The organism is Nocardia sp. NPDC047648, assembly GCF_040642815.1.
In the GTDB taxonomy this organism is placed as follows: domain Bacteria; phylum Actinomycetota; class Actinomycetes; order Mycobacteriales; family Mycobacteriaceae; genus Nocardia; species Nocardia gamkensis.
This window is the reverse complement of the sequence record NZ_JBEYSX010000017.1, coordinates 103,033-128,890: the sequence shown is the minus strand read 5'-3', so window position 1 is coordinate 128,890 and position 25,858 is coordinate 103,033. Positions and strand designations below refer to the sequence as shown.

Genomic DNA, 25,858 nt, shown 5'->3' with positions numbered 1-25,858 from the left:
GATGACCATCGTCGTCACGGGCGCGGCCGGGCAGGACGGCACCCTGCTGTCGGACCTGCTCACCGCGCGCGGTGAGCGCGTGCTGCGGATCGGCCGCGACGGCCCGGCCGACATCACCGACGCCGCCGCGGTCGAGGAGCTGATCGCCGCCGAGCGCCCCGCGCAGGTGTATCTGCTGTCAGCGGTGCAGCACTCCTCGCAGGACGACCACGGCGACCCGCGTGAGCTGGCCCGCGCCTCGCACCGGGTGAACACGCTGCCGGTGCAGCATTTCGCGGAGGCGATCGATCGTCACCGAACGGGCACGCGGCTGTTCTACGCGGCCTCCTCGCATGTCTTCGGCTCCGACGGCGCCGCGGTGTGCGACGAGAACAGCGGGCTGCGACCGGACTCGATCTACGGGGTGACCAAAGCGGCGGGCCTGCTGGCCTGCCGCGCCTACCGCGCCCGCGGCGTCTTCGCGGCCGCGGGCATCATGTTCAACCACGAATCACCGTTGCGGGCCGAGAAGTTCGTCACCCGCAAGATCGTGCGCGCCGTCGCCCGGATCCAGCGCGGTGAGACCACCACGGTGGAGGTGGGCAGGTTGGACGCCGGCGCCGACTGGGGGTACGCGCCGGACTACGTCGAGGCGATGACGCGCATCCTGGCCCTCGACGAGCCCGACGAGTTCGTCGTCGCCACCGGCGAACACCACACGGTCGCGCAGTTCTGCGCGGCGGCGTTCGGCATGGCCGGACTGGACTGGAACGACCATGTCCGCGAACGTTCCTCGGTGCTCACCCGCAGCGGGCGACCGCTGGTGGGTGACGCGACGAGGCTGCGCGAGCGGACCGGGTGGCGCCCTTCGGTGGACTTCCACGGCATGGTGCGCGCCATGCTCGTCGCCGAGGGTGTGCGCCCGGCGGAGCAATCGAGGCCGGTACGCACCGGCGGAACGGATGGATAACGTGCCACTGAACGACGAGAATGTCCTCGCCGCCCACTTGATCTCCGTCGCCGACGGCGTCTACGAGGAGACCGCCGCGCGGATCGGCGAGATCGGCACCGAGGCGGTCGCCGACGCGGTGCTGAAGGAGATCGCCTGGCGCGCGAACTACGGATCCCGGCCGGGGCAGCCGGTCACGGCGGTGTTCGAGCTGACCCACGAGGGCAAACAGCTCGACTATCTGCTCACCTTGGGCGCCGAGGAGCCCGCGATAGCTCCCGGCTCCCTGGAGGATCCGTGGCTGGTGGTGCGGCAAGATCTGGTGGAGCTGCTGCGCGCGGTCTACGGCCCGCCCGACGCGGCGCTCGGCACGCGCGCCATCGCGATCAAGGACGAGCCGGGGCCGGGCAGTTTCGCACCCGACGACCCGTGGCGGGTGGCCCGCGACGCCGCCGCGGTCGCCGCCGACCGGATCGTCACCGCCTGCCGCCCCCAGCACTACGACCTCAACGCCCTGTCGCTGCACTTCGGTTCGGACAAGTGGGGCGGGCACTGGTACACCCAGCACTACGAGCGGCATTTCGCACCGCTGCGCGACAGCCGCGTGCGCATCCTGGAACTGGGCATCGGCGGCTACACCGCACCCGATGTCGGTGGCGCGTCGCTGCGGATGTGGAAGCAGTACTTCCGGCGCGGGCTGGTGTTCGGGCTGGACTACTTCGACAAGTCCGGCATCGCCGAGCCGCGCCTGCAACCGCTGCGCGGCGATCAGGGCGACGCGGCGTTCCTCGACGAGCTCGGCGGCTCACTGGGCCCGTTCGACATCATCATCGACGACGGCAGCCACATCAGCGGTGACGTGATCGCCTCGTTCCGTGCGCTGTTCGCACACCTGCGGCCCGGCGGGCTGTACGTGGTGGAGGACACCCAGACCTCCTACTGGTCGGGCTGGGGCGGCAGCAGCACCGCCACCGACGACCCGGCCACCAGCATCGGTTACCTGAAAACCCTGGTGGACGCCTTGCACCATCAGGAATTCGAGAAGGAATCCGGCCGCGCGACCGGCGCTTTCGACGACTGGATCGGGGCGCTGCACTTCTACCACAACATCGTGGTCGTCGAAAAACGCCGCAACGCCGAGCAATCGGCTCCATCATGGGTGCCTCGGCACACCAATCCGATGGAGTGGATGAAGCCGAAGGAGTGATCGGATGAAGTTTCTTGTCGTGCCGGTGCCCTCGTCGGGCCACCTGCTGGCGATGGTGCCGTTCTGCTGGGCGCTGCGGCTGGCCGGACATGAGGTGCTGGTCGCCTCACGCGACGACGTGACGGCCACCGCGCTGCGCTCGGGGCTCAACGCCGTCGAGTTGGCCGCGCTCAACGTGCCCATGGACCAGTTGCGCACCCAGGTGAATCCGGGCATGTTCCCGCTTCCGCTGTTCGCCGACCGCGACCTGTCCAGCGGGCAGGGCCTGTGGCAGATCGCCGCGCAGAACTGGCACAACCATGCCCGCCGATACCTCGAGGCGTTCGCCGCGGTGGCCACCGACTGGCAAGCGGAGGTGATCCTCACCGACCCGCTGGCCACCATCGGCCGGGCGCTGGGCGCGCACCTGGATCTGCCGGTGCTGGTGCACCGCTGGGGCATCGACCCCACCGGCGGCCCCTTCACCGAACGCACCGCCGCCCTCGCCGCCGAAGCGGGCACCCGGCTGGCCGACCCGGTCGCCGTGCTCGACATCTGCCCGCAGCGGCTGCAAGCCCCCGACGCCGCGCCGGGCACCCCACTGGGCTACGTCCCGTTCAACGGCACCGGCGCGCTGCCGCCGTGGCACCGCAACGAGCACGGCCGCAAGCGGATCGCGGTGTGCATGGGCGGCAGCACGCTGGGCCTGACCGGTCCGCGGCCGCTTGAATCGGTCCTCGCGGCGCTGGCCGACATCGACGACGCCGAGGTCGTCGTCGCGCTGTCGGCACCCGACCGGGCCACCGTCGGCGAACTGCCCGGCCATGTCCGCGTCGTACAGGAGGTTCCGCTGAACCTGTTCCTGCCGAGCTGCGATCTGCTGGTGCACCACGGCGGCTCGACCACCGGCCTGACCGCGGGCTGGTTCGGGTTGCCGCAACTGGTGCTGCCGCAGATGTTCGACCAGTTCGACTACGCCCGCGGCCTGGTGCGCAGCGGGGCCGGGCTTGCCGCCCAGACCCCGGCGGGCCAAGGCGACATCGACGCGCTCACCACCTCGATCCGCACACTGCTGCGCGAACCCGGATTCCGCGCCGCCGCCGAACAGATCGGCGCCGACCTGCGCGCCGCACCCACCGCGAGCGACGTGGTGTCCCAGGTGGTTCCGTTGCTGACCGGGCACGCCACAGCAGCGACCAGATAGACCATCCGCGCGGCCCGGACCGGGCGACGCGGGAACCGAAAGCCGTAGGTTGCAGATGATATCCAGGACATGGACCAGGTTCCGTGGTTCGCTCGACTACTTCGCCGCGATGTACGCGGTGTTCGTCGTCGGCATTCTCGTCCCCGTCGTGATGATCGTGCTCTCACTCACCGGCCTCCCCGGACCGGTGACCGCCGTGCTCGGCGTCGTGTGCGCGGTGGCGCTGTTCGTGCTGTTCGTGCCGACGGTGCCCGCCGAGTGGCGGGAGGTGGTGCGTGCCAAACCGATCGTGGTGCGGGTGCTGTGGAGCGTGGCCATCCTGCTCGTGGTCGCGGTGCTGGCCCGGTTGACGCAGTTCATCCTCGACGCCGACAACGCCGACGCCTCGCTGTCGGCCGACGACGACTTCCTGGTGAAGAAGACCCACCTGTCCGGCTACATCAGCGGTGCGCTCATGGCCGAGCACGACCCGGCGAGCCTCTACGACCGCCACCGCTACGAATCACCTCGGGCGGATTCGATCCTGCCCGCGGTGACGCCGCAGGATCGCGACGCCTACCTCTACCCGCCGCCGTTCCTGCTGCTGCCCCGGTTGCTGCTGCTGTTCAGCCACGACTTCGCCACGCTGCGCGCGCTGTATTACTCGCTGTACGTGGCGATCGTGCTGGTGGCGATGCTGGCCATCGCCCGCTGGGTCGGCGGCAGGCAGGGCGGGGTGCTGGCGGCGCTGACCCCGGTGGTGTGGCTGAGCCTGCCGACCCTGGCGACTTTGCAGATCGGCAACATCCACGTGCTGGTGCTGTATGTCGGTGGGGCCGGCGCCATGGTGCTGTTCCATCTGCGGCGCAATATCTTCGGCGGCGCGGCGCTGGCGTTCGCGATCATCGCCAAGGTGTCCCCGGCGATCCTGCTGGTCTATCTGCTGGTCCAGCGGCGCTGGCGGCCGGCGGTGTGGACGGCGGTGTTCGGCGTGCTGTATTCACTGGCCACGCTGGCGATCTTCGGCTGGGAACCGTGGCGGCAATTCCTGTCCGACGGCACCTGGCAGCGGCTGGCCAGCGGCGAATTCCACCAGTTCGTGCTGGTGGAGCGAGCCAATCAGCTGGTCAACTATTCGCCGTTCGGGCTGCCGTACAAGGCGAACATCATGGGCTGGGACATCGGCGATCCCGTCGGGCCCGCTCGCGTGATCACCAACATCTACACGTTGTTGCTGCTGATCCTGGTGGCGGCTACCGCGGTCCGTATCCACCGGCGGCTGTCGGCCGGGGCCGAAGGGCCGCGGGTGCGCGCCGAGCAGCTGGCCATCTGGCTGGCGGTGCTGACGCTGGCGTCGTTCCGCGCTCCGTTCGGGCCGTGGGTGTACATCGCGGTGGGCGCGATATGGATGCTGGCGGTGTACGCCGGGCTGATGCGCGGTGGCAAACGCACCGTCGCCCTGCTCACCGTGGCCTGGCTGATCGTCGCGGTCTACAACGAGAACGTCTACTTCACGCTGGTGGCGCAGACGGTCATCTACGTCGCCTGCTTCGTGGTGGCCTGGCGGGCGAGCGCGGGCACCGATCCGGAACCCACGCCGCCGCAGGAAGACACTCCACAAACCGAACGGGTCGGCGCGGCATGAGCGGTCAGGCCCGGAGGCGGCAGCGCAGCGTGACCACGCAGGGCCCCGCTCATGCCGACAACAACCACAGCATGAGCGGTCAGGCCCGCAGGAGGCAGCGCAGCGTGACCACGCAGGGCCCCGCTCATGCCGACAACAACCACAGCATGAGCGGTCAGGCCCGCAGGAGGCAGCGCAGAGGGGACAGTGCATGAGCGACTATTGCGTGATCGGCGCGGGCGCGGCGGGTTTGGCGACCGCGCGTGAGTTCGCCGCGCACGGTTTGGATTTCGAGGTGCTCGAGGCGTCCGACGGGATCGGCGGGATCTGGGACGCGCGGCGCCCGGACTCACCGGTCAGCCACAACACGCACGTGATCGCGTCCAAGGGTGTGCAGGCGTTCTCGGGATTCCCGATGCCCGAGGACTATCCGGACTATCCGGGGCACGAACTGGTGCTGCGCTATCTGCACTCCTACGCCGACGCTTTCGAGCTGTGGCCGCGCATCCGGTTGAACACCTCGGTGCAGCGCGTCGAACCAACCGAAGGCGGCTGGACGGTCACCCTGGCCGACGGATCCGAGCGACGCTACGCCGGGGTGGTCGTCGCCACCGGGCACGACCGCACCCCGCGGCGCGTCGATATCCCCGGTTCGGGCACGGTGCCCGTGCTGCATTCCAGCGAGTACCGCCATCCCGAACAGGTGCTCGGCAAACGAGTGCTGGTGATCGGGGCCGGGCAGTCGGCGGCCGACATCCTGTCCGACTGCGCGGTCAACGCCGCGCTGACCCTGCACAGCAGCAGGCGCGGGTTCTACTGCATGCCCAAGTACCTGCTGGGCCGCCCGACCGACAGCATGCTGCAAGGCAAGATGTGGCGGCCGCTGCGCAGGCGGGCCTTCGAGCGGCTGTTCTCGTATCTGCGCGGCCGCTCCCGCACGTTCGGGCTCCCGGTGCCGGATTTCACCGACGGCATCGTCATCCCGATGCTGGGCGACCAGCTGCATCACCACTACACCCACGGCGACATCACGCCCAAACCGGACGTCACCGCGATCGACGACGACCGGGTGACCTTCACCGACGGCACCGAGGAGAAGGTCGATCTGGTGGTGCTGGCCACCGGGTTCGTGCCGAACTATCCCGTCGTCGACCGGACCCATTTGAACTGGGCCGGCGACAGCCTGCGACCGGGCCTGTATCTCAACATCTTTCCGCCCCACACCCGCGACCTGTTCGTCGTGGGGATGGTGCGGCCGATCGGTTCGCACTGGGATGTCTACGAGAAACAAGCCGAGCTGGTCGCGCAGTACCTGCGGGCCAAGGCGAGCGATCCGCGGCGGGTCGAGCGCTTCGATCGCGCCACCGAGGGCCGCCAGCCCGACCTGTACGCCGGGTTGCGGCTCTACCACGCCGACCAGTACCCCCTGGTGGTGGAGAAGCAGGACTACGTGAACCAGCTGCGCAAGCACGCCAAGCTCTTGAAGTGAAAGGTCGTTCGATGAAAGCACCCGGGCCAGGTCTGGTGGAAACCGGACGCATGCTGCCGAAACTGGCGAAGAACCCGCTGACGACGGTGGGCGCGCTGCTGGAAGGCTACGGCGACGTCGTGCGGGTCAAGGCAGGCCCGATGCTGGTCTACCTCGTCGCGGACCCGGCGATGACCGAGTACGTGCTCAAGGACAACTACACCAACTACCGCAAGAGCCCGATCTACGACGAGTTCAGCATCCTGCTCGGCGAGGGGCAGCTGACCACCAACAACCTGGAGTACTGGCGCACTCAGCGCAAGCTGATCTCCCCGGCGTTCTCCCATTCGCACGTCAAGGGTTTCGCCGACGACATCACCGACAGCGCCGCGGCGATGCTGGACGGCTGGGACGCCGCGGCCGGGCAGTTCCGCGACATCTACGACGATTACGTCAAGCTGCTGCTCGCGGTGACCGGCCGGATCCTGTTCGGCTTGGACCTGTCCACCGACACCAGCCAGGTGACCGACGCGATGCGCGCGGCGTTCGCGCTCATCATGAAGCGGGTGAACGCGCCGGTGAAGCTGCCGCAATCGTTCCCGACACCGGAGGCGCGCCGGGTCGCGCGCAAGGTCGGTGAACTCGACGACGTGGTACGCCATCTCATCGAGGAACGCCGCCGCGGCGGTGACACCACCGACGTGCTCACCGCGCTCGTGCGCGCCCGCGACGAAGGCGGTCAGGGCATGCGCGAGGAGGATCTGCTCAACGAGATCAAGACCCTGCTCGTGGCCGGGCACGAGTCCCCGGCCAACGCGCTGTCGTGGGCGTGCTACCTGCTGGCCACCCATCCGGAGATCCAGGAGAAGCTGGCCGGGGAGGTGCGCACCGTGCTCGGCGACCGCAGCCCGTCCTTCGCGGATCTGGGGCAGCTGAGTTACTGCCGCATGGTGATCGAAGAGACGATGCGGCTGTATCCGCCCGCCTGGATCGTCGAGCGCACCCCGATCGCCGATGACGAGATCGGCGGCTACCATGTGCCCGCGGGCGCGCGAGTCACGTTGTGTATGTATTACATCCACCGCGACAAACGGCTGTGGGACGCCCCGGAGGAGTTCCGGCCGGAACGTTTCGCCGACGCGGCGGTGGCCGAGCGGCACAAGTTCGCGTTCTTCCCGTTCTCCGGTGGCCCGCGTATCTGCCTCGGCAAGGACATGTCGATGACGGAGATGGTGCTGATCCTGGCCATGACGGTGCAGCGTTTCCGGCTCGAACTCGACCACACCCACCCGGTGGTACCGCTGGCCTCGGTGAATTTGCGCCCGGAATCCGGCATCCGCATCCGCCCGGTCCGCCGCGTCACCGAGCCCGTCACGACCTGACGGCGGCTGTTCGGCCACCCCGTCGAGCGGATCCGAAATCTCACCGGTCGGGAATGTCGTGTGCCCGCTGGGTGCGGGTCGCGGTCCGGTGGTCAGTTCGCCACGGTTTCGAAGGCGCCCGCCTGGTAGGAGCCGCCCTTGTTCCGGGTGATCACCCCCAGCCGGTTGGCGGCGTTGATCATGGCGACCAGATAGACCAGGGTGGCGATCTGCTCGTCGTCGAAGTGCTTGCGCACCAAGGCCCAGGTCTCGTCGGAGACGCCGTGGGCGGCGTCGGCAAGGCGGGTGCCCTCCTCGGCCAAGGCCAGCGCGGCCTGCTCGGCCTCGGTGAACACCGTGGACTCACGCCACGCGGCGACCAGATTGACCCGCACCGCGGGCTCACCCGCGGCGGCCAATTCCTTGGCGTGGGCGTCGACGCAGAAGCCGCAGCCGTTGATCTGGCTGGCACGCAACTCGACCAGATCGATCAGCGATTTCGGCAGACCCGACCCGATGATCGCGAGGCTGGTGTTGGCGAATCGCTTGCCGATCTTGGCGCCGAGTTCGGTGGCGTTCAGGTCGAAACGGGGTTCCATCATGTGATCCTCACTCGCAGTGCTGAATTGAACGATCACAAGACGACGCCGCCACGACCTGCGTAACACCCGCCGTGTTGTGACATGAACCACGCTGGTGCCGTGTTACGAAATGACCGGTACCGGCGTCGCCGCAGGTCGGTACCGATGCACCCCGGGATAACAGCCCATGTCCGGGTAGTGCGTGCGTCGGGAGGTACCGGCCGGGATGTGTCACAGTGCGCGCGACGTACGGCAGCTCGCTCGCCGAACTACGGCAGCGCACCGGACCGCGCTGCGGGCGAACTGATCCTCCGCGGGGCTCGCAGAAACCCGCACCGCTCGAATCAGGGCGTGTACCGCAGAATCGCTGCGGCGATGGCATTGTCGGGCATGTCCTGCGCCCGGACCGCGACCACCCGCCCGTCGGCCTGGAAGACCCGCCGGATGATCTCGTCCACCAGACCGGGTGCGCCCTCGGTGGAGTCACCGCCGAAGGTGACCTCACCGGTCTCGGAGATCGAGCCCGCCACCGTCGCGTCGATGTCGACCAGCAGCGTGTCCACCATGCCGAAGGACGCTGTCCGGGCGATATCCGCGAGGTCGGTGACGGCCCGGCCCTCACCGCGCCGCTGCTCGAACAATTCCCGCAGCTCGGCCAGCTCGTCGGCGTAGTACTGGTCCAGGATCCCCCGTGCCCGCAGACCGAGTTCGGCGTCCGACAACTGCTCCGGATTGCCGGTCAAGGACTCGGCCACCAGCACCGGATAGCTGTTCACCGAGCGATACAGCGAGTCGATCGGTTCGGTCGCGGCCAGGATCAGCGGCACGTCCCGCCCGGCCAGCACCTCCCGCAACTGCCGATCGATGGCGCGCGCATACTGCCGTACCCGCAGCTTGCGACCCTCGGTGCCCTGGATCCGGCCCTTGGGAGCCCGCCCGCTCAGCGACGCCTTGCGGGCGTGATCCGCCGCGCTGTCGGGCAGCTCGCGCACCTTCATCTCCTCGGCACCGCCGTCCGCGCCCACCTCGACCAGCCGCACCGAGCCCTCGGCCAGGGCGAGCACGAATGCCGTCTGCGGAAAGGTCGTGGCGCGCAGCAGGGGCTTGATGTGGAACCGATCGCCGACGAAGACACCGTCGGACAGCCGGTTCGGCAGCCGGTAGGTGCGCACCCGCTCCGGAGTGCCCAGTACCACAAGCGAATTGGACTGAAACCGCCAGAAGTCCTCGTCGTCGATGAGGTCGTCGAACTCCTCCTGCAATGCCGCACGCGCCGCACCGTCGGAGATCCGTTCCAGCGCCGCGCGCGCCTGATTGGAGAAGGCGATCCGATTGCTGTCCGGCGACGCCGTATCGATCTCGGTCGGGGTGTAGATCGACACGCTCCAGGGGGCAGCCTCGCCCACCAGCCGCTGAACCTCGCCACGCGTCGGAATATCGGTGTGCAACATCCGCCCTCCAAGCCTGGTGCCTTCGAGCCCATGTCCACTGCTGCGCGGATATACCGCGCCCCACCTGCCGTTTCCCCGTTCCGGCCGCATGCCTTCCCGACGATACCGCCGCGGGGCCCGCCGCGGACCCGGCGCGATCGGATTGGTGTCGTCTTCGTGACCGGGCGGGCGTCAGGCGTCGATGTGGACAACAGCGCGACCGACTGCGGAGCTGGCACAACTGGCCGGAGTCAGCACGGACTGGTACATCCGCCTGGAGAATGGTCACATCGGCGGCGTGTCCGACGATGTTCTCGCCTTGCTCGCCACCTGGGTCGCCACCGAACACCTCACCTCCAGCCCCGAGACGACCACCGGAACCACGCACCCGCCCTCCCACCGAAAGCTCCCGGTAGCGCAGCGAGGCAGCGAAGAAAGTCCGGGAGATCCGCCGCTTGCGGCGGACTGCTGAGCGCTGCGGCAGCACGCCTGTCCAGCGGCGCGTCGCACTACGCCGTATCCGCCCGAAATTCGGCCGATACTACGGCGATCCCGGGTGTTCGGGAGGGCGGTGATCCACGCGTGGTCGCCGCTCAGCATGGCAGGGCTGACGCGTCCGGGCACGTCGGTCGAGGACCGGGCGCACCCGTGGCCCGGGGCCGGGTGATGCCGGTGACCTGGGCCAGTCCCCACACAACCAGTGCGGCGAGGGAGTAGGCCGCGCCGGCCCAGCAGGAGGCCTGCCATCCCCGGGTGCTGTATGCCCAGGTGGTCGTGAGTGCGCCGAGGGCGGATCCGAGCGAGTAGAAGGCCATATAGGCGCCTATGACGCTGCTGGCGCGGTGCGGATGCGCCGTGGTCAGCAGATGCTGGTTACCGACATGTACTGCCTGGACGGCGAAGTCGAGGAGAACGATGCCGATGGCGAGCAGCCACAGGGTTGTTTCGGTCCGGGCGATGAGCGACCAGGAGGCGATGAGCACCACCAGTGCGGATCCGGTGATCGCCTGTGCGTGCCCGGAGTCGGCCCATCGTCCCGCGCGGGCGGCGCCGAGAGCTCCGGCCAGGCCCGCCACCGCGAACAGGCCGATCTGCGTGGTGCCGAAGTTCCACGGGTCGGCGCCCAGGGGCAGGGCCAACCCGCTCCAGAGGGTTCCGAAGGACGCGAAGAGGAAGAACGCGATCAGGCCTCGGCTCACAAACAGGCGATCGGTGCGCGCGAGGCGCCCCATCGATGCCAGCACCTGCGCGTACCGCGCGCCGGGAGTTCCGCGGTCCGGGTCGAGTGTCGCGCGGACGGTGAGGGCCAGAGCCAGGCAGAGTGCGGCGAGCAGCGCGTACACCGCGCGCCAGCCGACCGTGTCGCCCAAGACCCCGGCGAGAACGCGAACGCCGAGAATGCCGATCACCACCCCGGAGGTTACCGCGCCGATATTGCGGCCCCGCTCGCCCGGCGCGGAGACGGCGGCGACGTAGGCGACACTCACCTGAACCACGACCGCGAACAGTCCCGCCGCCGCCAGCCCCGCCACCGCGACGGCACCGTTCGGGGCGGCGGCCGCGACCGAGGCTCCCGCGGCGGTGAGGACCAGATGCACGGTGATGAGCCGCCGCCGATTCACCACGTCGCCGAGCGGGACCAGCAGGATCAGACCGGCGAAGTACCCGACCTGCCCGGCGGCGACCAGCCCGCCCAGCGACTCGGGTGCCACTCCCAGGTCGGCGCCCGCTGCTTCCAGAACCGGCTGTATCGCATAGATCGTCGATACGGCCACTGCGCACACCAGCGCCAGGACGAATCGCTGCGGCCTTGTGACTCCTGTCGCCACCACACCTCCCACATCAGTAGCAAAACGCAACCATTCGAGAATAGGTAATAATGGTTTCGAATTGCAACTGATTGGAGGAGGCTCATGACCACGACGCTCGGTACCGGCCGCGAGTGGACCGATCCCACCTGCCCGGTCGCGCGCACCGTCGACCTCGTGGGCGACCGGTGGAGCTTGCTGATCGTGCGCGACGCCATGGACGGCGCGGCGAGCTTCACCGACTTCCAGCAGCGGCTCGGGATCGCCCGCAACATCCTCACCGATCGCCTGCGCAGGCTGGTCGACCACGGCATCCTCACCACGAGCACCGCCCCGGGCGGCAAGCGGCACAGCTACACACTCACCGGAGCCGGGCAAGACCTCTTCACCCTCGTCGTGGCGTTGCGCCAATGGGGAGAACGCCACACCTTCACCGACGACGAACCCCACTCCATGCTCGTCGACCGTGATGGCAGCCCCGTCGCCCCCCTGCGCACCGAAAACCACAAGGGCGAGCGCGTCACCGCGGCGACCACCCGAGTTCGCAAGGTGAGCGAACACGACACCTCGGTGGCGGACGCCTAGTCGGACGCACGGCGACTACGCCGAATCCGTGCTGCGGTGCGGCTACCGGAACCCGAGGGTGTTCGTGCTCACGGCCGGTTCCCGGGACGTTTGTCGGCGATCCAACGGCCGGTCGCGGGGACGACCGCACACAGCAGTCCCGCGCAAGAGAAGAACAGGACGGTGCCGATGAAGACGAAGTCGCTGCCGCGGCTGTCGCCGCTCAGGCTCGCCCCTAATCCGACCAGGCAGACCAGCGTGATGATCCCGGTGCCGACTGCCACGGCGATGCGGCCGGATCGTTTGCGCCGAAACAGTGCGATCGAGCCGCAGATCAGCAACAAGGCCATCGTGGTGGAGATCGCCATGGGGGCGAGAAGGTCGAGGGCGACCTCACGCAGCGTCGGGCGGCGACCGTATTCGATGTGCGGGGTCGTCAGCTCCATCGCTCCGCTGGCGAGGATCAGACAGAAGACCAGACCGAAGGCGAACGCCACGACGGCACCGATCCTGGGGACGACGCCGGATGCCCGGGCCGGATCGTAGACGGGCGTGAGCGGTGGCATCGGGGGCAGCGGCTCGGCGCGCCACCTGGGCTCCGAAGGCTGGTTCAGCAGGGTCGGAGCCGAACGCGGCCAAGGGTCGAGCGCCGTCGCCGCGTGGGCGGAGCGCTGGTTGACGAAGGTCGGCGCGGGCGGCACGTGGGCAGCGTCGCGGCGCAGGGCCGCAGCCGCTGCTGCCGCGAAGTCGCCGCAGCTGGCGAATCGTTCGTCGCGGTGTTTGGCCAGCGCGCGTGCGATCACGTTGTCGAGCTGCCGTGGCAGCTCCGGACGGGTGTCGCTGAGCCGCGGTACCGGCTTGGCGATGTGTCCCGCGACGATCTGACCGGGATTGGTCGAGGGGAAGGGCGGTTGCCCGGCCAGCATCGTGTAGAGGGTGCAGCCGAGGGAATATTGATCGGCGCGGTGATCGACCGGCTCACCGGACAGTTGCTCGGGTGAGGCGTAGGCGAGTGTGGCGGTGAACGTCCCGGTGGCGGTGAGTTTCGTATCGGCGTCGAGCAGCCGCGCGATGCCGAAATCCGTGAGCAGAGCGCGGGTTTCGCGACCGGCTTCCGCCTCGGCGATCAGGATGTTGGCGGGCTTGATGTCGCGATGCAGCACCCCTCGACCGTGGGCGTAGTCGAGGGCCTCGGCCGTATCGCCGACGATGCGCAGGACGTGGTCCGGGCGGGTGGTCTGCGGGTCGAGCCGGGCAGCGTCGGTGCCGCGGACGTACTGCATGGAGATCCACAGGTGCCCGTCCTGGCTGCCGCGATCGTAGACGCCGACGATTCCCGGATGTTCCAGGCGAGCAACGACATTGGCTTCCAGTTCGAACCGTCTGCGCAGTTCTTCGTCCTCCGACACCGCGCGATTGAGCAGTTTGAGTGCCACCAGTCGCGGCAGCCGCGGGTGGCGGGCCAGATAGACGGTGCCCATACCGCCTTGCCCGAGCACTCCCTCGATCAGGTAGCCGCCGAACGACTCGTGCTGCCCCAACACTGATGGCCCCCTTCTGATCCCCAGCCCACCTGGACCGTGGGCAGCATATCCGCAAGCGGCCCGCCATTTCTCGGCGCGGCCATCACAACCATGAGCACAGGCACGCTCGCCCTCAACCCCCGTGAGAGTCGCCGACCCGCCTCGATTCCGGGCTCAGCCGAGCAGTTCCCGGCTCAACGCCAGCAGTTCGGCGGTCGACAGAACCTCCTCGTGCGCAGCTGATTTCGCCTCCACCGCCGTGGTGACGGGGGCCGGGGGTGACGGATCCGGCGCCGGGGCGGCGGGTGTGAGCCGGACGCCGAGTTCGGCAGCCAGGAGTTCGACGGTGGGGCAGCCCCAGATGACGGCGGCGGGGACTTCGATACCCAGGCGGGCGCTGAGGCGCGCCGACAGTTCCACAGCGTGCACCGAGCCGATTCCGAGCTGGTCGAAGTTCTGGCGTGCGGGCACCCGTTCGGGTGCGATGCCGACGACTCGGGCCAGTTCGGCGGTGACCAGGGCGGCGAGGTCGCGTACGGAGTTGCTTCGGGGCTCGCTGGACTCGGGGGATGGGTGGGCTGGTGCCCGGTCCTGGACCGTAGCGGCCGGATCGGCCGCTGCCGGGGCCGTCACCGGCGACGCGACCAGCGCGGCCCCCACCCCGGAACCTCGGGTATCAGCGGGAGCGAGGTCGTGGCCTTCCAGCGACTCGAACGAAGGCGATCCGATCGCGGTGACGCCTGATTCCTCGACCGGGGCTTGGGGCTGCGCCCAATGCCGCCGGCGCTGGAATGGATAGGTGGGCAGCGATACCGGGCGGCCCGGCGGGTTCACCGCCGCCCAGTCGGGCTCGACACCACGCTCGAACAGCACGCCCGCCGCCGCGAGCAGGTCACGGTGGGCCACCGTGCCGGGACGCAGGGCCGCGGACAGCACCAGACTCAGCGCCTCGTGCTCGGTGTCGTCTTTCGGCATGGTCCCGTCGAGGTAGGCGCCGAGGAAGTCGACCACCGCGCCCACATCGTCGGCGACCATCGAAAGCCGGTGCCGGAAAGGCGTTCTCGTGGCGAGGGTATGGGCGAGATCGCCCAGACCGATCCCCGGATCGTGGAGGAGATGCTCCCGCAGCCGATGTGCGTGCGCGCGCAGCGCGGACTCGGTGCGGGCGGACAGCACCACCAGCCGCTGCGAGACGCCGGTCCCGGTTACCGGCTCGGGCGCGGGCGCGGCTTCGACGATGACGTGAGCGTTGGAGCCGCCGAAACCGAACGCACTCACCGCGGCGCGCGCAGGCCGGTCGTGCTGCGGCCACGGCAGCGCGATGTCGGCGACGCGCACGCCGGCGGTCTGCGGATCGAATTCCTCTGGCGGTCGTTGGAAATGGAGGCTGCGTGGGATCCGGCGATGGGTCAGCGCGAGCGCGACTTTCACCAGTCCCGCCATGCCCGCGGCCGCTTCGGTGTGCCCGATATTGGTCTTGATCGAGCCGACCCTCAGCGGTGCGCCGGGCGCTCTGCCGGTGCCGTAGACCTCGGCCAGTGCCGACAGTTCGGCGCGGTCGCCGACCGCGGTGCCGGTGCCGTGCGCCTCCACGTAGTCGATCGTCGTCGGGTCGACACCCGCTCGCGCGCACGCCCGCCGCAGCAGTTGCCGCTGCCCGTCGGTGCTGCTGGCGGGCATGGAGCGATGCCTGCCGTTGTTGTTGGTGGTGCTGCCCAGCAGGGTGCAGTAGACGCGGTCACCGTCGCGCAGGGCCTGTCGCAGCGGCTTGAGCACGACGACCGCGCCGCCTTCGCCGCGCACGTAGCCGTCGGCGGTGGCGTCGAAGGTGCGGGATCGTCCGCGCGCGGACAACACGCCCAGCGCGGACAATCCGATCGTGGTCTCCGGGATCAGATTCAGTTGCACCCCACCGGCGACGGCCACCTCGCTCTCACCCGCCCGCAGCGCCTGACAAGCCAGGTGCACCGCGACCAGCGATCCCGCGCACGAGGCGTTCACCGTCATGCTGGGGCCGTCGAAACCCAGGAAGTACGACACCCGGTTGGCGATGACGCCTTCGACATCTCCGGTACTGGTGAACGGTGTGATGGCGGTGGCGCCACGGGCGAGTTTCACGGCGCGATAGTCGTTGAACTTGTTGGCGAAATACACGCCCGTCCGCGGAACCCGGTCGGGGCGGATTCCCGCGTCCTCGAATGCCTCCCAGGCCAATTCCAGCGCCAAGCGTTGCTGCGGATCCATATCGGCCGCTTCGCGTGGGGTGATGCCGAAGAATTCGGCGTCGAAACCGGCGACATCCGCCAGATATCCACCCGCGACCGACACCGTCTTGCCCGCGGCGGCGCGGTCGGCGCCGCGATGGTCACCGGACCAGCGACCGGGCGGCGGTTCGTCGGCGATCGCGTCGGTCTCCTCGATCAGCAACCGCCACAACGCTTCCGGGGAATCGGCGCCTCCGGCGAAGCGACAGCTCATGCCGATCACGGCGATCGGCTCGGCGATGTCGATCGCTGCCTGCTGAGGACGGGTGCGCCGCTTGGCTTTCTTCACGCTTCTCGCCTGCCCGCGATCCACCGACCGTGCACCCGTGGAACAAGCGGTGCGGTGAATCTGCCGATCTTGTTGTGGGGTCGGGACATGTGCCGGAGACTTTACCTGTGCTGTTTTCCGAACGCCCCGTTTTCGCTCGGGTGACCTCCGCGCTGGGGGGCGAGGCACGGCGTCGAGAACTCCTCCGTTTCGCCTCCGTCGGTGCCGCCGCGTTCACGCTGGACACCGCGGTGTTCCTGACCTTGAAGAGCACCGTGCTCGAGGCGTATCCGGTCACGGCGAAAGTGGTCGCGGTGCTGGCGGCGATCACCTTGTCGTATGTGCTCAACAAGCAGTGGTCCTTCGACGGGCGCGGCGGGCGGCGCGGCCACCACGAGGCGGCGCTGTTCTACCTGGTCAGTTTCCTGGCCGTCGCGATCAACACCGCACCGCTGTGGGTGTCGCGGTATGTGCTGCATCTCGAGGTGCCCGAGGTCTCCCGTTTCACCCAGAACGTGGCCGACTTCGTGGCCGCGCAGCTGATCGGCACCGCGCTGGGCATGGTGTTCCGGTTCTGGGCGTTCGTGCGGGTGGTGTTCCCGGACGAGGTCGAGCGCCCCGGCGCGGGGTGAGCCGGGGCGGTTGCGCTCATCCTGATGACAACCCTGTCCGGCGCGATCGCCCACCGTGCGGGCCGCGGCGCCCCGCCGCGACACCCCGGCCGCGCGTTCGCACCGTCGCGCGGGTGGTAGGAAAGGGGGCGTGTCCGCAACTGGCGAAGGAATCGACCCGAACAGAAGCTCGCGCGCGGTGTCGGAAGTGGTGGAGCTGGTCAGTACGCTGATCCGCTTCGACACCTCCAATACCGGCGATCTGGCCACCACCAAGGGTGAGCGCGAATGTGCGCAGTGGGTGGCCGACCAACTGCACCAAGCGGGCTACGTCACCGAGTACGTCGAATCCGGCGCGGAAGGTCGCGGCAATGTCTTCGCGCGGCTGGAAGGCGCCGATCGCAGTCGTGGCGCCCTGATGATCCACGGGCACCTGGACGTGGTGCCCGCCGAGGCCGCGGACTGGAGCGTGCATCCGTTCTCCGGCGCGGTGCGCGACGGCTACGTGTGGGGTCGCGGCGCGATCGACATGAAGGACATGGTCGGGATGGCGCTGGCGGTGGCCCGCCAGTTCAAACTCGAGGGGACGGTGCCGCCGCGCGATCTGGTCTTCGCGTTCCTGGCCGATGAGGAGAACGGCGGCAAGTGGGGCTCGCAGTGGCTGGTGGACAACCGCCCCGATCTGTTCGACGGCGTCACCGAGGCGGTGGGGGAGGTAGGCGGATTCTCGCTGACCGTGCCGCGCCCCGACGGCACCGAACGCAGGCTGTATCTGGTCGAGACGGCCGAGAAGGGTCTGGGCTGGATGCGGTTGCGCGCCAAGGCCCGCGCCGGCCACGGCTCGTTCCTGCACGAGGACAACGCCGTCACCATCCTCGCCGACGCCGTGTCCCGGCTGGGCAAACACACCTTCCCGTTGGTGCTGTCGGATTCGGTGGCCGCCTTCCTCGCCGCCGTCGCCGAGGAGACAGGTCTGGAATTCGATCCGGCCGGCCCCGACATCGAGGGTCAGCTGGCCAAGCTGGGCACCATTTCCCGCATCATCGGCGCCACCCTGCGCGACACCGCCAATCCCACCATGCTGCAAGCCGGGTACAAGGCCAACGTGATCCCGCAGACCGCCGAGGCGGTGGTGGACTGCCGCGTGGTTCCCGGGCGGCAGGCGGCGTTCGAACAGGAGGTGGACGAGCTGATCGGCCCCGATGTCGAACGCGAGTGGATCACCAAGCTCGACTCCTACGAGACGACCTTCGACGGCGATCTGGTCGAGGCGATGAACAACGCCGTGCTCGCCCATGATCCGCGCGGCCGCACGGTGCCCTACATGCTCTCCGGCGGAACGGACGCGAAAGCGTTCGCCCGCTTGGGTATTCGTTGCTTCGGTTTCGCCCCGCTGCAGCTGCCGCCGGAACTGGACTTCACCGCCCTGTTCCACGGCGTCGACGAGCGGGTGCCGGTGCAGGCCCTCGAATTCGGCACCCGCGTGCTGGAACACTTCCTACTGCACAGCTGATCCGATCCGCAAGAGAGAGGTTTTCATGACCTACGACCCCTACGACGCGCTTCCGAAGGTGCCGTCCTTCACCCTCACCTCCACCGATGTCACCGACGGCCGGCCCTTCGGCAACGAACAGGTCAGCGGCATCTTCGGCGCGGGAGGCAAGGACATCTCCCCGCAGCTGTCCTGGTCGGACTTCCCGGCGGAGACCAAGAGCTTCGCGGTCACCGTGTACGACCCCGACGCCCCCACCGCCTCCGGCTTCTGGCATTGGGCCGTCGCCGACATCCCCGTGAGCGCGACCTCGCTGCCTGCGGGCGCGGGCAGCGGTGAGGAGGGCGGCGCCTTGCCGACCGGCGCGATCACCCTGCGCAACGACGGCGGCTTCCACGGCTTCGTCGGTGCCGCCCCGCCGCCCGGACACGGCCCGCACCGCTACTTCATCGTCGTGCACGCCGTCGACGTCGAAAGTCTCGGCATCGACGAGAACGCCACGCCCGCCTACCTCGGCTTCAACCTGTTCTCCCACACCCTCGCCCGCGCGACCTTGATCGCCACCTACGAGCAGAACTAGAGCCCCGTCACGTGATTGTGGCCCTGAGCGAAACGCTCGGGGCCACAGCGTTTTCTATCGCGAATTCGGCGGGAGACACCCCGGGCACCCGGAAACGCATACTCGAATACCCTCTCAGCGGCAGCTTGTCGGAGGTGCGCCTGCCGATGTTCACCGGTGACGGGAAGCTACCGAGAACGGTGTCGTTAGTCTGGCAACTCGGACTGTGACGGACCGCCGTCCCGGAAATCGAACCTCGCTGCGTCTCCGAAGGCTTGCATGACTCGCACCACCCCGCCCCGGCCCGTCGACCTCACGGCCGCCTTCCCCGCGCTGGCACCGCTGGCCCGGACCGCGACCCGGCTGCACCCGCGCCCCGGAACGCCTACGCCGCAAACCAGTTCGGTCGGCGGTCCGCTGCTATGGCCGGCGACCGAGCTGTGGCCACACTGCCACGCGGAAGACCACGATTCGGACCCGGAGTTCGATTCTCCGATCGCCATGGTGCCGGTGGCGCAGTTGTACGTCCGTGACGTGCCCGGTTTGCATCCACCCGAGGGAGCGGACCTGCTGCAAGTATTGTGGTGCCCCTTCGAGCACGACACCGATGGCCTGCCCGAGACCGCGCTGTTCTGGCGATCCGCGGCGCAGATAACCGACGTCCTGGTCGATCCTCCGGCTCCGGCGGCCTTCGAGTCGGATCTCCTGCCCGAACCGTGCGTGATCGATCCGGAACAAGTGATCGAATACCCGAACTCGGCGGAACTCGAGGGCGAGCTTCGGCAGCGAGTGCGCGAGTGGACCATGGCCCAGATTCCCGGTGTCGAATTCGGCGGTCTCGAAGACCACGATCAGCCGTACAACTTCTTGTGTATCGCGCCCGGATGGAAGGTCGGCGGCTTCGTCAAATGGGGCATGCAAGATCCCTATCCGAATCCCTGCCCCACCTGCGGAACCCCGACCGAGCCGCTACTGACGATCGCCAGCTCCGAATGGCAATCCGATGTCCGCCATTGGATCCCGTACGAGGACCAGGCCGCCGACTTGTCATGGGGTGCTGTACAGAACGGCCCGAGCATGCCGACCCGGATCTGCGTCTCCGACCGCAACGACCAGATCATCCGAGTCTGCCCGAAATCGCCTGAGCACCCGCACATCCAGATGATGCAATAGCCAGTCACACGAGCATGCGTCATTTCGTTCCGCCGGCCGACGCAGTGACGCGCCGAAGGGTGCGGTCGGCTCGATTCGAACCGTCAGCAGCCCGCTGCACCGACAGGATCTCGGCGACCTGGGCGTGGAGGCCTACATCGTCGATCAGCACCCATGCGACGGCGTCGAACGTGAGACCACCGGACACGCCTTACCTCGGCAGCCGTGTCTGCGATTTTCGGTTGATGCGACGGGGCGCGCCCGGGTGAATGTCGGCACCAAAGCCGACTAGTCGGTATTCCCAGTGGTGGTTCGCGCTCGTCGCGTCGCGGCCACCCGCAAGCGCTACGCTGCCGCTGGACAGCCGCCCAAGTGGGTGCGCGAAGGACTGATGAGGGTACGAACTTGATCATTCGCACGGAAACCGCCTGGGTGCTCTTCTTCGCCGGGCTCATCTTCCTGTGGGCGCTGGTTCTCGGCGTGTGGAAATGGCAGGGGATGACCACCTCACCGGACGGTCTGGCACACCCCTACGTCGACATCGCCCACCGCGCCGCACTGCTGTACTCGTTCGCCACCGGTTTGATCGCCTGGTTCGTCGAATTGTCCGGCTGGCCGACGGCGGTGAACGCCACCGCGGCGGGGGCGATCATCGCACTGTTCGTGGTGACGATCGCGAACTACATCCGTCTGGGCTTGCAGCGCGAGACCGACAACCAGATGCGCAATCCTCCGCCGTCGATGCGTTTCGTCCTCGCCGCTCTGATCATCGGCGAGATCGGCGGATTCTGCGTACTCCTGGCCGGCTTCGCCGTAGAGCAGTTGGCGTAGTCCCGGCTCACGCCACGAGCAATGTGCGAGTCCGTTCGGTGAAGTCCGCCACCAAAGGGTGCGGACCGAAGGCCACCATGCGCTGCTGTATGTCGCGCACCGCCTCGACGGAGCGGGAGGACTTGACCTTGCGCGCGAGGTCGAGTGTCCGCACACCCGCGGCGTGTGCAGCTTCGAGGTCACGCTTCTGTATGTGGGTCACCGCGAGCGCGGCGTGGGAGAGCGCACCGCGTCGCGCGCGATTCTGTGTGCGGGCGTGGGAGATCGAGTGGCGAGCGTGCGACGCGGCTTGTTCCGGTTGCCCGAGGTCACGGAATGCGTTCGCCCACTCGCCGAAGATGTATGCCTGATCGATGAAGCGCGCCCACTCGGGCTCACGGTCGGGCTCGACACGGGCGAACGCGTTCTCTGCGGCGTTGATCGCGCGCGCGGTAGCGGCCTTGTCGCCGATGACAGCCAGAGAGCGAGCTTCCAAGGTCCACAGGTCCGCCAGGCAGGCGGGCGCATCCACCTTCGACAAACCTTGGCGACCGGCTTGGGCGAGGCGCCTACCTTCGTGCGGATGCCCGAGCAAGGTTGCCTGGTCGGCCAGCCCGGCGAGCACGTGCGCGCCGAGGGCGGGATCGCGCGACTCCTCGGCCAGGCGAAGCGCCTGGATCAGATACCGCTGCGCCGTGCCGTGTTCGCCGTTGTCGAACGCCATCCAGCCGAGCAGGTAGGTCTGTTCGGCAGCCGCACGGCAGAGCGCCAGGCGGACGTCCTCGCTGTGCCTCCGCCGCAGCAGTGGGTACACGTGCTCGTTCATGTAGGCCGCCAGAACCAGCCGGCCTGAGCCGCCGCCCTGAAAGACATCCATCTCCTGGAATGTGCTGAACATGTTCCGCACGGCGGCGACGTCCTCGAGCCGCACCCGCTGCCGCTGATCCGGCAGTTGGTCGAGAGTGTTCAGCAACCAGTCGCGCGACGGCCCGATCGCCGCGACCGCGGCGAACGGAGCCGCGGACAGAAGTTTCCTGCGATCCACGTCGGCCCTCCCGAGGTCTGCGACTGCGTTCAGTGTCTGTGTCCACGATGGGCTGTAGAGGAGGGCGCGGTCAACGGTCGGCATCTCGCCCAGACCGAGGTCGTAGGTCGTCACGCGATAGCCGAATCGTGCCGAGAACAGGTCGGCGAGGATCGCCGGGACCGGCGGCCGTGGGCGTTCTCCCTCATCCACCCAGCGGCGCACGCTGGAGGCGTCCGGCCTGATCTGAGGTTCGCCCCATTCGAGCGCCAGTGTGCGCACCCGACGCGCCAATTCACCGCGACTCCAACCTGAACGGGCCAGCCACTCGGAGAGATGCATGTTCGCACTGTCCATCACGCCTGCCATTTCGTCACCCGGAGAGGTCGATCCACCACCTTTCAACACCCGCCGCGACCTTACTCGCCGTGACTGCGGGGTGTGTGCTGAATACGCGTCCGGTCAAGGAGTCCCGCGGCGGTCTCGCTCTCGTTGCCGGGGCTATTTGCGCGGTCCGCGGGACCGGGCGCATCTCCACTGTCGATCGATCTGAGCAGGGGGTTTGATGATGGGCTGGATACCTTTCGGGGATACACCACTGTCCCGATGCGCCTACTACCGGCAGGTGTGCGACCTGCCCGCGCAGGTGGATCCACCTCAGGTGGGGCGCATCGTGCTACGTATGGGGGTGGCGTGGGCGGTGATCATGCCCGCCACGCTGGGCCAGGATGTGAAGGCCTGGATGCAGCGGCACCACCATCGGATCGGGCCGATCATGACGCATCCCCGGTCGAAGCGGTGGACGTATCTGACGCAGCCCGACCTGCCGGATGACATCATGCTGTTCGCCGAGATGTTCCGGCTCGACGTCTCGTTGGTGCGCGCCGGCGGAACCGTGGCGCTGCCGAGCCCGGCGGATCGGGGGACGACGTTCCGCGCCTGGGTCGCTCGCCCCGACAGCGCTTTTCGTCCCTCCGGGAGCGTCGTGGTGGCCGCTATCCGTGGATGCGTGGCGGAGCGGGTTGCACGACGGAAGCGAGGCTTCACCGTCTCGGCGCACTACGGGATCGGCCTCGGAGTCCGGCAGAGCGATACACACGACCACGCAAAGGAGCGGCGGCGGTGAACGGCGCCGAGCGCCGTGGTTCTCCGCTCCCGTCGGAGCCGGATGTCCATCTGTCGGTGTTCTGGCACGGCGCCCGAATGGATTACGTCGCCTGCGTCACCGCGGCGTGCTTGTTCGTCCAGGAGTGGCGTGCCCGGCACTGGCACGACGCGGTCGAGGTGTCGATGGACGACATCGAGGGGCATCCGCGATTGCCTTGTGAGCGGTTGTATCTGGAGCCGTGAGGGCCCACCCGGTCAGGCGGGGGCGTCGTAGATCAGGGTGTAGCGCCAGAACAAGCGACGGCGGATCCGGGCGCCGGGCAGTTCCCGCGCGGCGGCGGCGCGGATGTCGGCGAGGGTCTCGGTCGGCTCGGCGGTGGGTGCGGTCATGTGCGGGGGCAGCGTTTCGGCGCGAGCCGGGTGCTTGATCAGTCCCATGACCGGGTTGGCGGCTATGGCCGGTAGGTCGGCGACGGCCTCGAGGGGTCCGGCGTGGCGGTAGCAGCCGACGATCGCGAGCCGCCCGCCCGGGGCCAGACAGTCGCGCAGTTCCCGCAAGGTGGGCAGCAAGGGGAGGTGATGCAGGACGGCGACGAGGGTGACGGCGTCCCACCGTCGCTGGTGGTCTCGACCGGCGAAGCCGGCTTCGACGATGGTCACCGCGGGGTCGTCGGCGAACCGCTGCGCCGCCAGTCGGGCAGTCGCGGAGTCGGGTTCGAGCGCGGTGACGGTGGCGCCACGGTCGCGCAGCCGGGCGACGAGGTTGCCTGTGCCGCATCCGACATCGAGGACGTGATGGGCCCCGGCCGCTGCCACCCGGCGTACGACCCACGCACCGTAGTGGTCGTTGTGGCTCCACGGATGTCGCCGATTGAACCGGTCGAGTCGAGACAGCAGCACCGTTCCATTCTCCCGGCGGCCGCGGTGGTCGGCATCCGGGGCCTCGGGGATCGGCGTGAAAGACTGTGGCCCTGGACGTAATGCCCAGGGCCACAGTGCGTTCCGGCGAGCTTACTTGACGCTGATCACCCGGTCGGAGGGTTCTTTCGCGTACAGCGCGTCGATCTCGGCCCGATATTTGGCCGCGATGGGGGCGCGCTTGAGCGACATCTTCGGGGTCAGTTCGTCGCCGCCGGGCTCCCAGACGGCGCCCAGGACGGTGAACCGCTTGATCTGCTCGACGCGCGAGAGTTTGGCGTTGCCTGCCTGGACCGCGGCGAGCACCTCGTCGATGATCTGGCGGCGGCCGGCCAGGGCCGCGAGGTCCTCGCCGGTGGCGTCGAGTTCCTTGGCCCGGATGGCGGCGATGTCGGGGTCGAGCACGACCAGGGCGGCGATGTAGGGCTTGGCGTCGCCGATGGCGACGACCTGGCCGATCAGCGAAGAGGCGGCCTTCACCGAGTTCTCGATGTTGGTGGGCGCGATGTTCTTGCCCGCCTCGTTGATGATCAGTTCCTTCTTGCGGTCCACGATCCGCAGGTAGCCGTCGGCGTCGAGGGTGCCGATGTCGCCGGTGTGCAGCCAGCCGTCGGAGTCGATGGCCTCGGCGGTCTTGTCGGGCATGTTGCGGTAGCCGCGGGTGACGATCGGGCCGCGCACCAGCACCTCGCCGTCGGCGTCCAGCCGCAGATCGATGCCGTCCACCGGGCGCCCGACCGATCCGGGGCGGGGCTTGTCCAACTCGGTGAAGGTGCCCACGCCGGTGGTCTCCGACATGCCCCACACCTCGCTGACGGTGAAGCCCAGGCCGAGGAAGTATTCCAGGGTTTCCGGCGGGATGGGCGCGGCGCCGGAGGAGGCGACGTGCAGCTGATCGAGCCCGAGGGCGTGGCGCAGCTTGGACAGCACCAGCGTCTCGGCGATCTTGTGCTGCGCGCCGAGCAGGGGGCCGCGGCCTTTGCCGGCCAGATCGGCGCGGGCGGCGGCGATTCCGGTGCTGATCGCCCAGTTGGCCAGCGCTTTCTTGACCGGGCTCGGTTCTTCGGCGAGTTTGGCCTCCACCCCGGCCTTGATCTTCTGCCACACCCGCGGGACGCCGAAGAAGGCTGTCGGGCGCGCATCGGGCAGGGCGGCGGCGACCTCGCGCGGGTCGGGCACGGTGGTGATCTGGATGCCGGTGAGCAGGTTGATGGCGTGGGCGGAGATCCGGTCGGCGACGTGCGCGGCCGGCAGGTAGGACACCGCACGATCGTCCAGGCCGACCGGCAGCGGGCCGTTGACCAGCGCGATGATCTGAGCGAGCACATTGCGGTGGGTGATCTCCACACCCTTGGACGGGCCGGTGGTGCCGGAGGTGTAGATCAGAGTGACCAGGTCGTCGGCGCCGACGGCCTGCCAGGCGGCGTCGAAATCGAAGTCGGCGGCGGGCGCGGCCTCGACCTGTTCGAGGGTGACGGCGCCCTCGGCGGGGCCGTCGACCATGATGATGTGCTCGACCGGCACCCCGGCCGCGGTGATCCGGTCGAGGAACACCTGTTCGGTCACGACGACTTTGTTGCCCGCGTTGGTGAACAGGTGGGTGATCTGCTCGGGGGAGCTGGTGTTGTAGATGGAGAACGGGGTGGCGCCCAGGTGCAACGCGGCGGTGTCGACGAGATTGAACTCGGGACGGTTGGTGAGCATGATGCCGACGGTGTCGCCGTGGCCGACGCCGAGTCCGGCCATACCCGCGGCGATCGAGCGCACCCGTTCGGCGTACTCGCGCCAGGTGTATTCCTGCGTGCCACCCACCTTGCGCAAGGCGATCTGGTCGGGACGCAGCCGTGCGGTCTCCTGGAATGCGGCGGGGACGGTGTACACCGTTTTGCCCGACTGGTGCGCGTATCCGATTTCTGTTGTCGTCATATCCCTGTTCCCGATAGCGCTGGCGCGAACCGGACGCCGGTATCCACCGGCGTCCGATCCGGACTCGAATC

The 25,858-nt window shown here is 68.6% G+C and carries 22 protein-coding genes; 14 read left to right on the top strand and 8 right to left on the bottom strand.

Annotation, left to right across the window (positions count from 1 at the left end; genetic code table 11):
• The first annotated feature begins 1 nt into the window (after nucleotide 1).
• From ABZ803_RS29610 to ABZ803_RS29585, 6 genes are all read left to right on the top strand, one after another.
• On the top strand, nucleotides 2-949 hold the full coding sequence (locus ABZ803_RS29610) for a GDP-mannose 4,6-dehydratase (protein ID WP_357044317.1): 948 nt from the start codon (nucleotides 2-4) through the stop codon (nucleotides 947-949).
• A gap of 1 nt (nucleotide 950) precedes the next feature.
• Complete coding sequence (locus ABZ803_RS29605) at nucleotides 951-2,135, top strand: class I SAM-dependent methyltransferase (protein ID WP_357044315.1); 1,185 nt, start codon at nucleotides 951-953, stop codon at nucleotides 2,133-2,135.
• 4 nt (nucleotides 2,136-2,139) lie between these two features.
• Nucleotides 2,140-3,318: a nucleotide disphospho-sugar-binding domain-containing protein gene (locus ABZ803_RS29600; protein WP_357044313.1), complete on the top strand. Its 1,179-nt coding sequence runs from the start codon at nucleotides 2,140-2,142 to the stop codon at nucleotides 3,316-3,318.
• 55 nt (nucleotides 3,319-3,373) lie between these two features.
• Nucleotides 3,374-4,942: a glycosyltransferase family 87 protein gene (locus tag ABZ803_RS29595; RefSeq protein ID WP_357044311.1), complete on the top strand. Its 1,569-nt coding sequence runs from the start codon at nucleotides 3,374-3,376 to the stop codon at nucleotides 4,940-4,942.
• Between the two features lie 190 nt (nucleotides 4,943-5,132).
• Nucleotides 5,133-6,410, top strand: coding sequence for an NAD(P)-binding domain-containing protein (locus tag ABZ803_RS29590; RefSeq protein WP_357044309.1), 1,278 nt, complete (start codon nucleotides 5,133-5,135; stop codon nucleotides 6,408-6,410).
• Between the two features lie 11 nt (nucleotides 6,411-6,421).
• Nucleotides 6,422-7,771 (top strand): cytochrome P450, encoded by a 1,350-nt coding sequence (locus tag ABZ803_RS29585; protein WP_357044307.1) that lies wholly within the window; start codon nucleotides 6,422-6,424, stop codon nucleotides 7,769-7,771.
• Nucleotides 7,772-7,863: 92 nt separating this feature from the next.
• On the opposite strand, the gene ABZ803_RS29580 is transcribed toward ABZ803_RS29585, so the two are convergent.
• From ABZ803_RS29580 to ABZ803_RS29570, 3 genes are all read right to left on the bottom strand, one after another.
• A complete protein-coding gene (locus tag ABZ803_RS29580) occupies nucleotides 7,864-8,349 on the bottom strand; it encodes a carboxymuconolactone decarboxylase family protein (protein WP_357044397.1) in 486 nt (161 codons plus the stop codon).
• A gap of 326 nt (nucleotides 8,350-8,675) precedes the next feature.
• On the bottom strand, nucleotides 8,676-9,782 hold the full coding sequence (locus tag ABZ803_RS29575) for a hypothetical protein (protein WP_357044305.1): 1,107 nt from the start codon (nucleotides 9,780-9,782) through the stop codon (nucleotides 8,676-8,678).
• A gap of 572 nt (nucleotides 9,783-10,354) precedes the next feature.
• On the bottom strand, nucleotides 10,355-11,590 hold the full coding sequence (locus ABZ803_RS29570) for an MFS transporter (protein ID WP_357044303.1): 1,236 nt from the start codon (nucleotides 11,588-11,590) through the stop codon (nucleotides 10,355-10,357).
• 84 nt (nucleotides 11,591-11,674) lie between these two features.
• Here ABZ803_RS29570 and ABZ803_RS29565 point away from each other — a divergent pair, with 84 nt between their 5' ends.
• The gene (locus ABZ803_RS29565; RefSeq protein ID WP_357044301.1) at nucleotides 11,675-12,154 is read left to right on the top strand and encodes a helix-turn-helix domain-containing protein; all 480 of its coding nucleotides are present in this window, start codon (nucleotides 11,675-11,677) and stop codon (nucleotides 12,152-12,154) included.
• A 68-nt stretch (nucleotides 12,155-12,222) separates the two neighbouring features.
• On the opposite strand, the gene ABZ803_RS29560 is transcribed toward ABZ803_RS29565, so the two are convergent.
• Together ABZ803_RS29560 and ABZ803_RS29555 are read right to left on the bottom strand one after the other, a co-directional pair.
• Nucleotides 12,223-13,677, bottom strand: coding sequence for a serine/threonine-protein kinase (locus ABZ803_RS29560; RefSeq protein ID WP_357044299.1), 1,455 nt, complete (start codon nucleotides 13,675-13,677; stop codon nucleotides 12,223-12,225).
• A 153-nt stretch (nucleotides 13,678-13,830) separates the two neighbouring features.
• Nucleotides 13,831-16,209, bottom strand: a complete 2,379-nt coding sequence (locus ABZ803_RS29555; RefSeq protein ID WP_357044297.1) for a beta-ketoacyl synthase N-terminal-like domain-containing protein — start codon at nucleotides 16,207-16,209, stop codon at nucleotides 13,831-13,833.
• 107 nt (nucleotides 16,210-16,316) lie between these two features.
• Between ABZ803_RS29555 and ABZ803_RS29550 the strand changes: the two genes are divergently transcribed.
• The 5 genes from ABZ803_RS29550 to ABZ803_RS29530 all read left to right on the top strand — a co-directional run bounded on the left by ABZ803_RS29550 (nucleotide 16,317) and on the right by ABZ803_RS29530 (nucleotide 20,833).
• On the top strand, nucleotides 16,317-16,820 hold the full coding sequence (locus ABZ803_RS29550) for a GtrA family protein (RefSeq protein ID WP_217999188.1): 504 nt from the start codon (nucleotides 16,317-16,319) through the stop codon (nucleotides 16,818-16,820).
• A 130-nt stretch (nucleotides 16,821-16,950) separates the two neighbouring features.
• Nucleotides 16,951-18,312, top strand: coding sequence for a M20/M25/M40 family metallo-hydrolase (locus ABZ803_RS29545; RefSeq protein ID WP_357044295.1), 1,362 nt, complete (start codon nucleotides 16,951-16,953; stop codon nucleotides 18,310-18,312).
• Between the two features lie 25 nt (nucleotides 18,313-18,337).
• Nucleotides 18,338-18,871, top strand: a complete 534-nt coding sequence (locus ABZ803_RS29540; RefSeq protein ID WP_357044293.1) for a YbhB/YbcL family Raf kinase inhibitor-like protein — start codon at nucleotides 18,338-18,340, stop codon at nucleotides 18,869-18,871.
• 258 nt (nucleotides 18,872-19,129) lie between these two features.
• Nucleotides 19,130-20,023 (top strand): hypothetical protein, encoded by an 894-nt coding sequence (locus ABZ803_RS29535; protein ID WP_357044291.1) that lies wholly within the window; start codon nucleotides 19,130-19,132, stop codon nucleotides 20,021-20,023.
• Between the two features lie 390 nt (nucleotides 20,024-20,413).
• Nucleotides 20,414-20,833 (top strand): hypothetical protein, encoded by a 420-nt coding sequence (locus ABZ803_RS29530; RefSeq protein WP_357044395.1) that lies wholly within the window; start codon nucleotides 20,414-20,416, stop codon nucleotides 20,831-20,833.
• A 7-nt stretch (nucleotides 20,834-20,840) separates the two neighbouring features.
• On the opposite strand, the gene ABZ803_RS29525 is transcribed toward ABZ803_RS29530, so the two are convergent.
• Nucleotides 20,841-22,178, bottom strand: a complete 1,338-nt coding sequence (locus ABZ803_RS29525) for a hypothetical protein (RefSeq protein ID WP_357044289.1) — start codon at nucleotides 22,176-22,178, stop codon at nucleotides 20,841-20,843.
• Nucleotides 22,179-22,404: 226 nt separating this feature from the next.
• Between ABZ803_RS29525 and ABZ803_RS29520 the strand changes: the two genes are divergently transcribed.
• Both ABZ803_RS29520 and ABZ803_RS29515 read left to right on the top strand, forming a co-directional pair.
• Complete coding sequence (locus ABZ803_RS29520) at nucleotides 22,405-22,962, top strand: DNA-directed RNA polymerase subunit beta (protein ID WP_357044287.1); 558 nt, start codon at nucleotides 22,405-22,407, stop codon at nucleotides 22,960-22,962.
• The gene (locus ABZ803_RS29515; RefSeq protein ID WP_357044285.1) at nucleotides 22,959-23,186 is read left to right on the top strand and encodes a hypothetical protein; all 228 of its coding nucleotides are present in this window, start codon (nucleotides 22,959-22,961) and stop codon (nucleotides 23,184-23,186) included. The genes ABZ803_RS29520 and ABZ803_RS29515 overlap by 4 nt, the downstream gene beginning before the upstream one ends.
• A gap of 12 nt (nucleotides 23,187-23,198) precedes the next feature.
• Here the strand turns inward: ABZ803_RS29515 and ABZ803_RS29510 are convergent, their stop codons facing one another.
• Complete coding sequence (locus tag ABZ803_RS29510) at nucleotides 23,199-23,843, bottom strand: class I SAM-dependent methyltransferase (RefSeq protein ID WP_357044283.1); 645 nt, start codon at nucleotides 23,841-23,843, stop codon at nucleotides 23,199-23,201.
• 111 nt (nucleotides 23,844-23,954) lie between these two features.
• Complete coding sequence (locus ABZ803_RS29505; RefSeq protein ID WP_357044281.1) at nucleotides 23,955-25,787, bottom strand: long-chain fatty acid--CoA ligase; 1,833 nt, start codon at nucleotides 25,785-25,787, stop codon at nucleotides 23,955-23,957.
• Nucleotides 25,788-25,858: the final 71 nt, after the last annotated feature.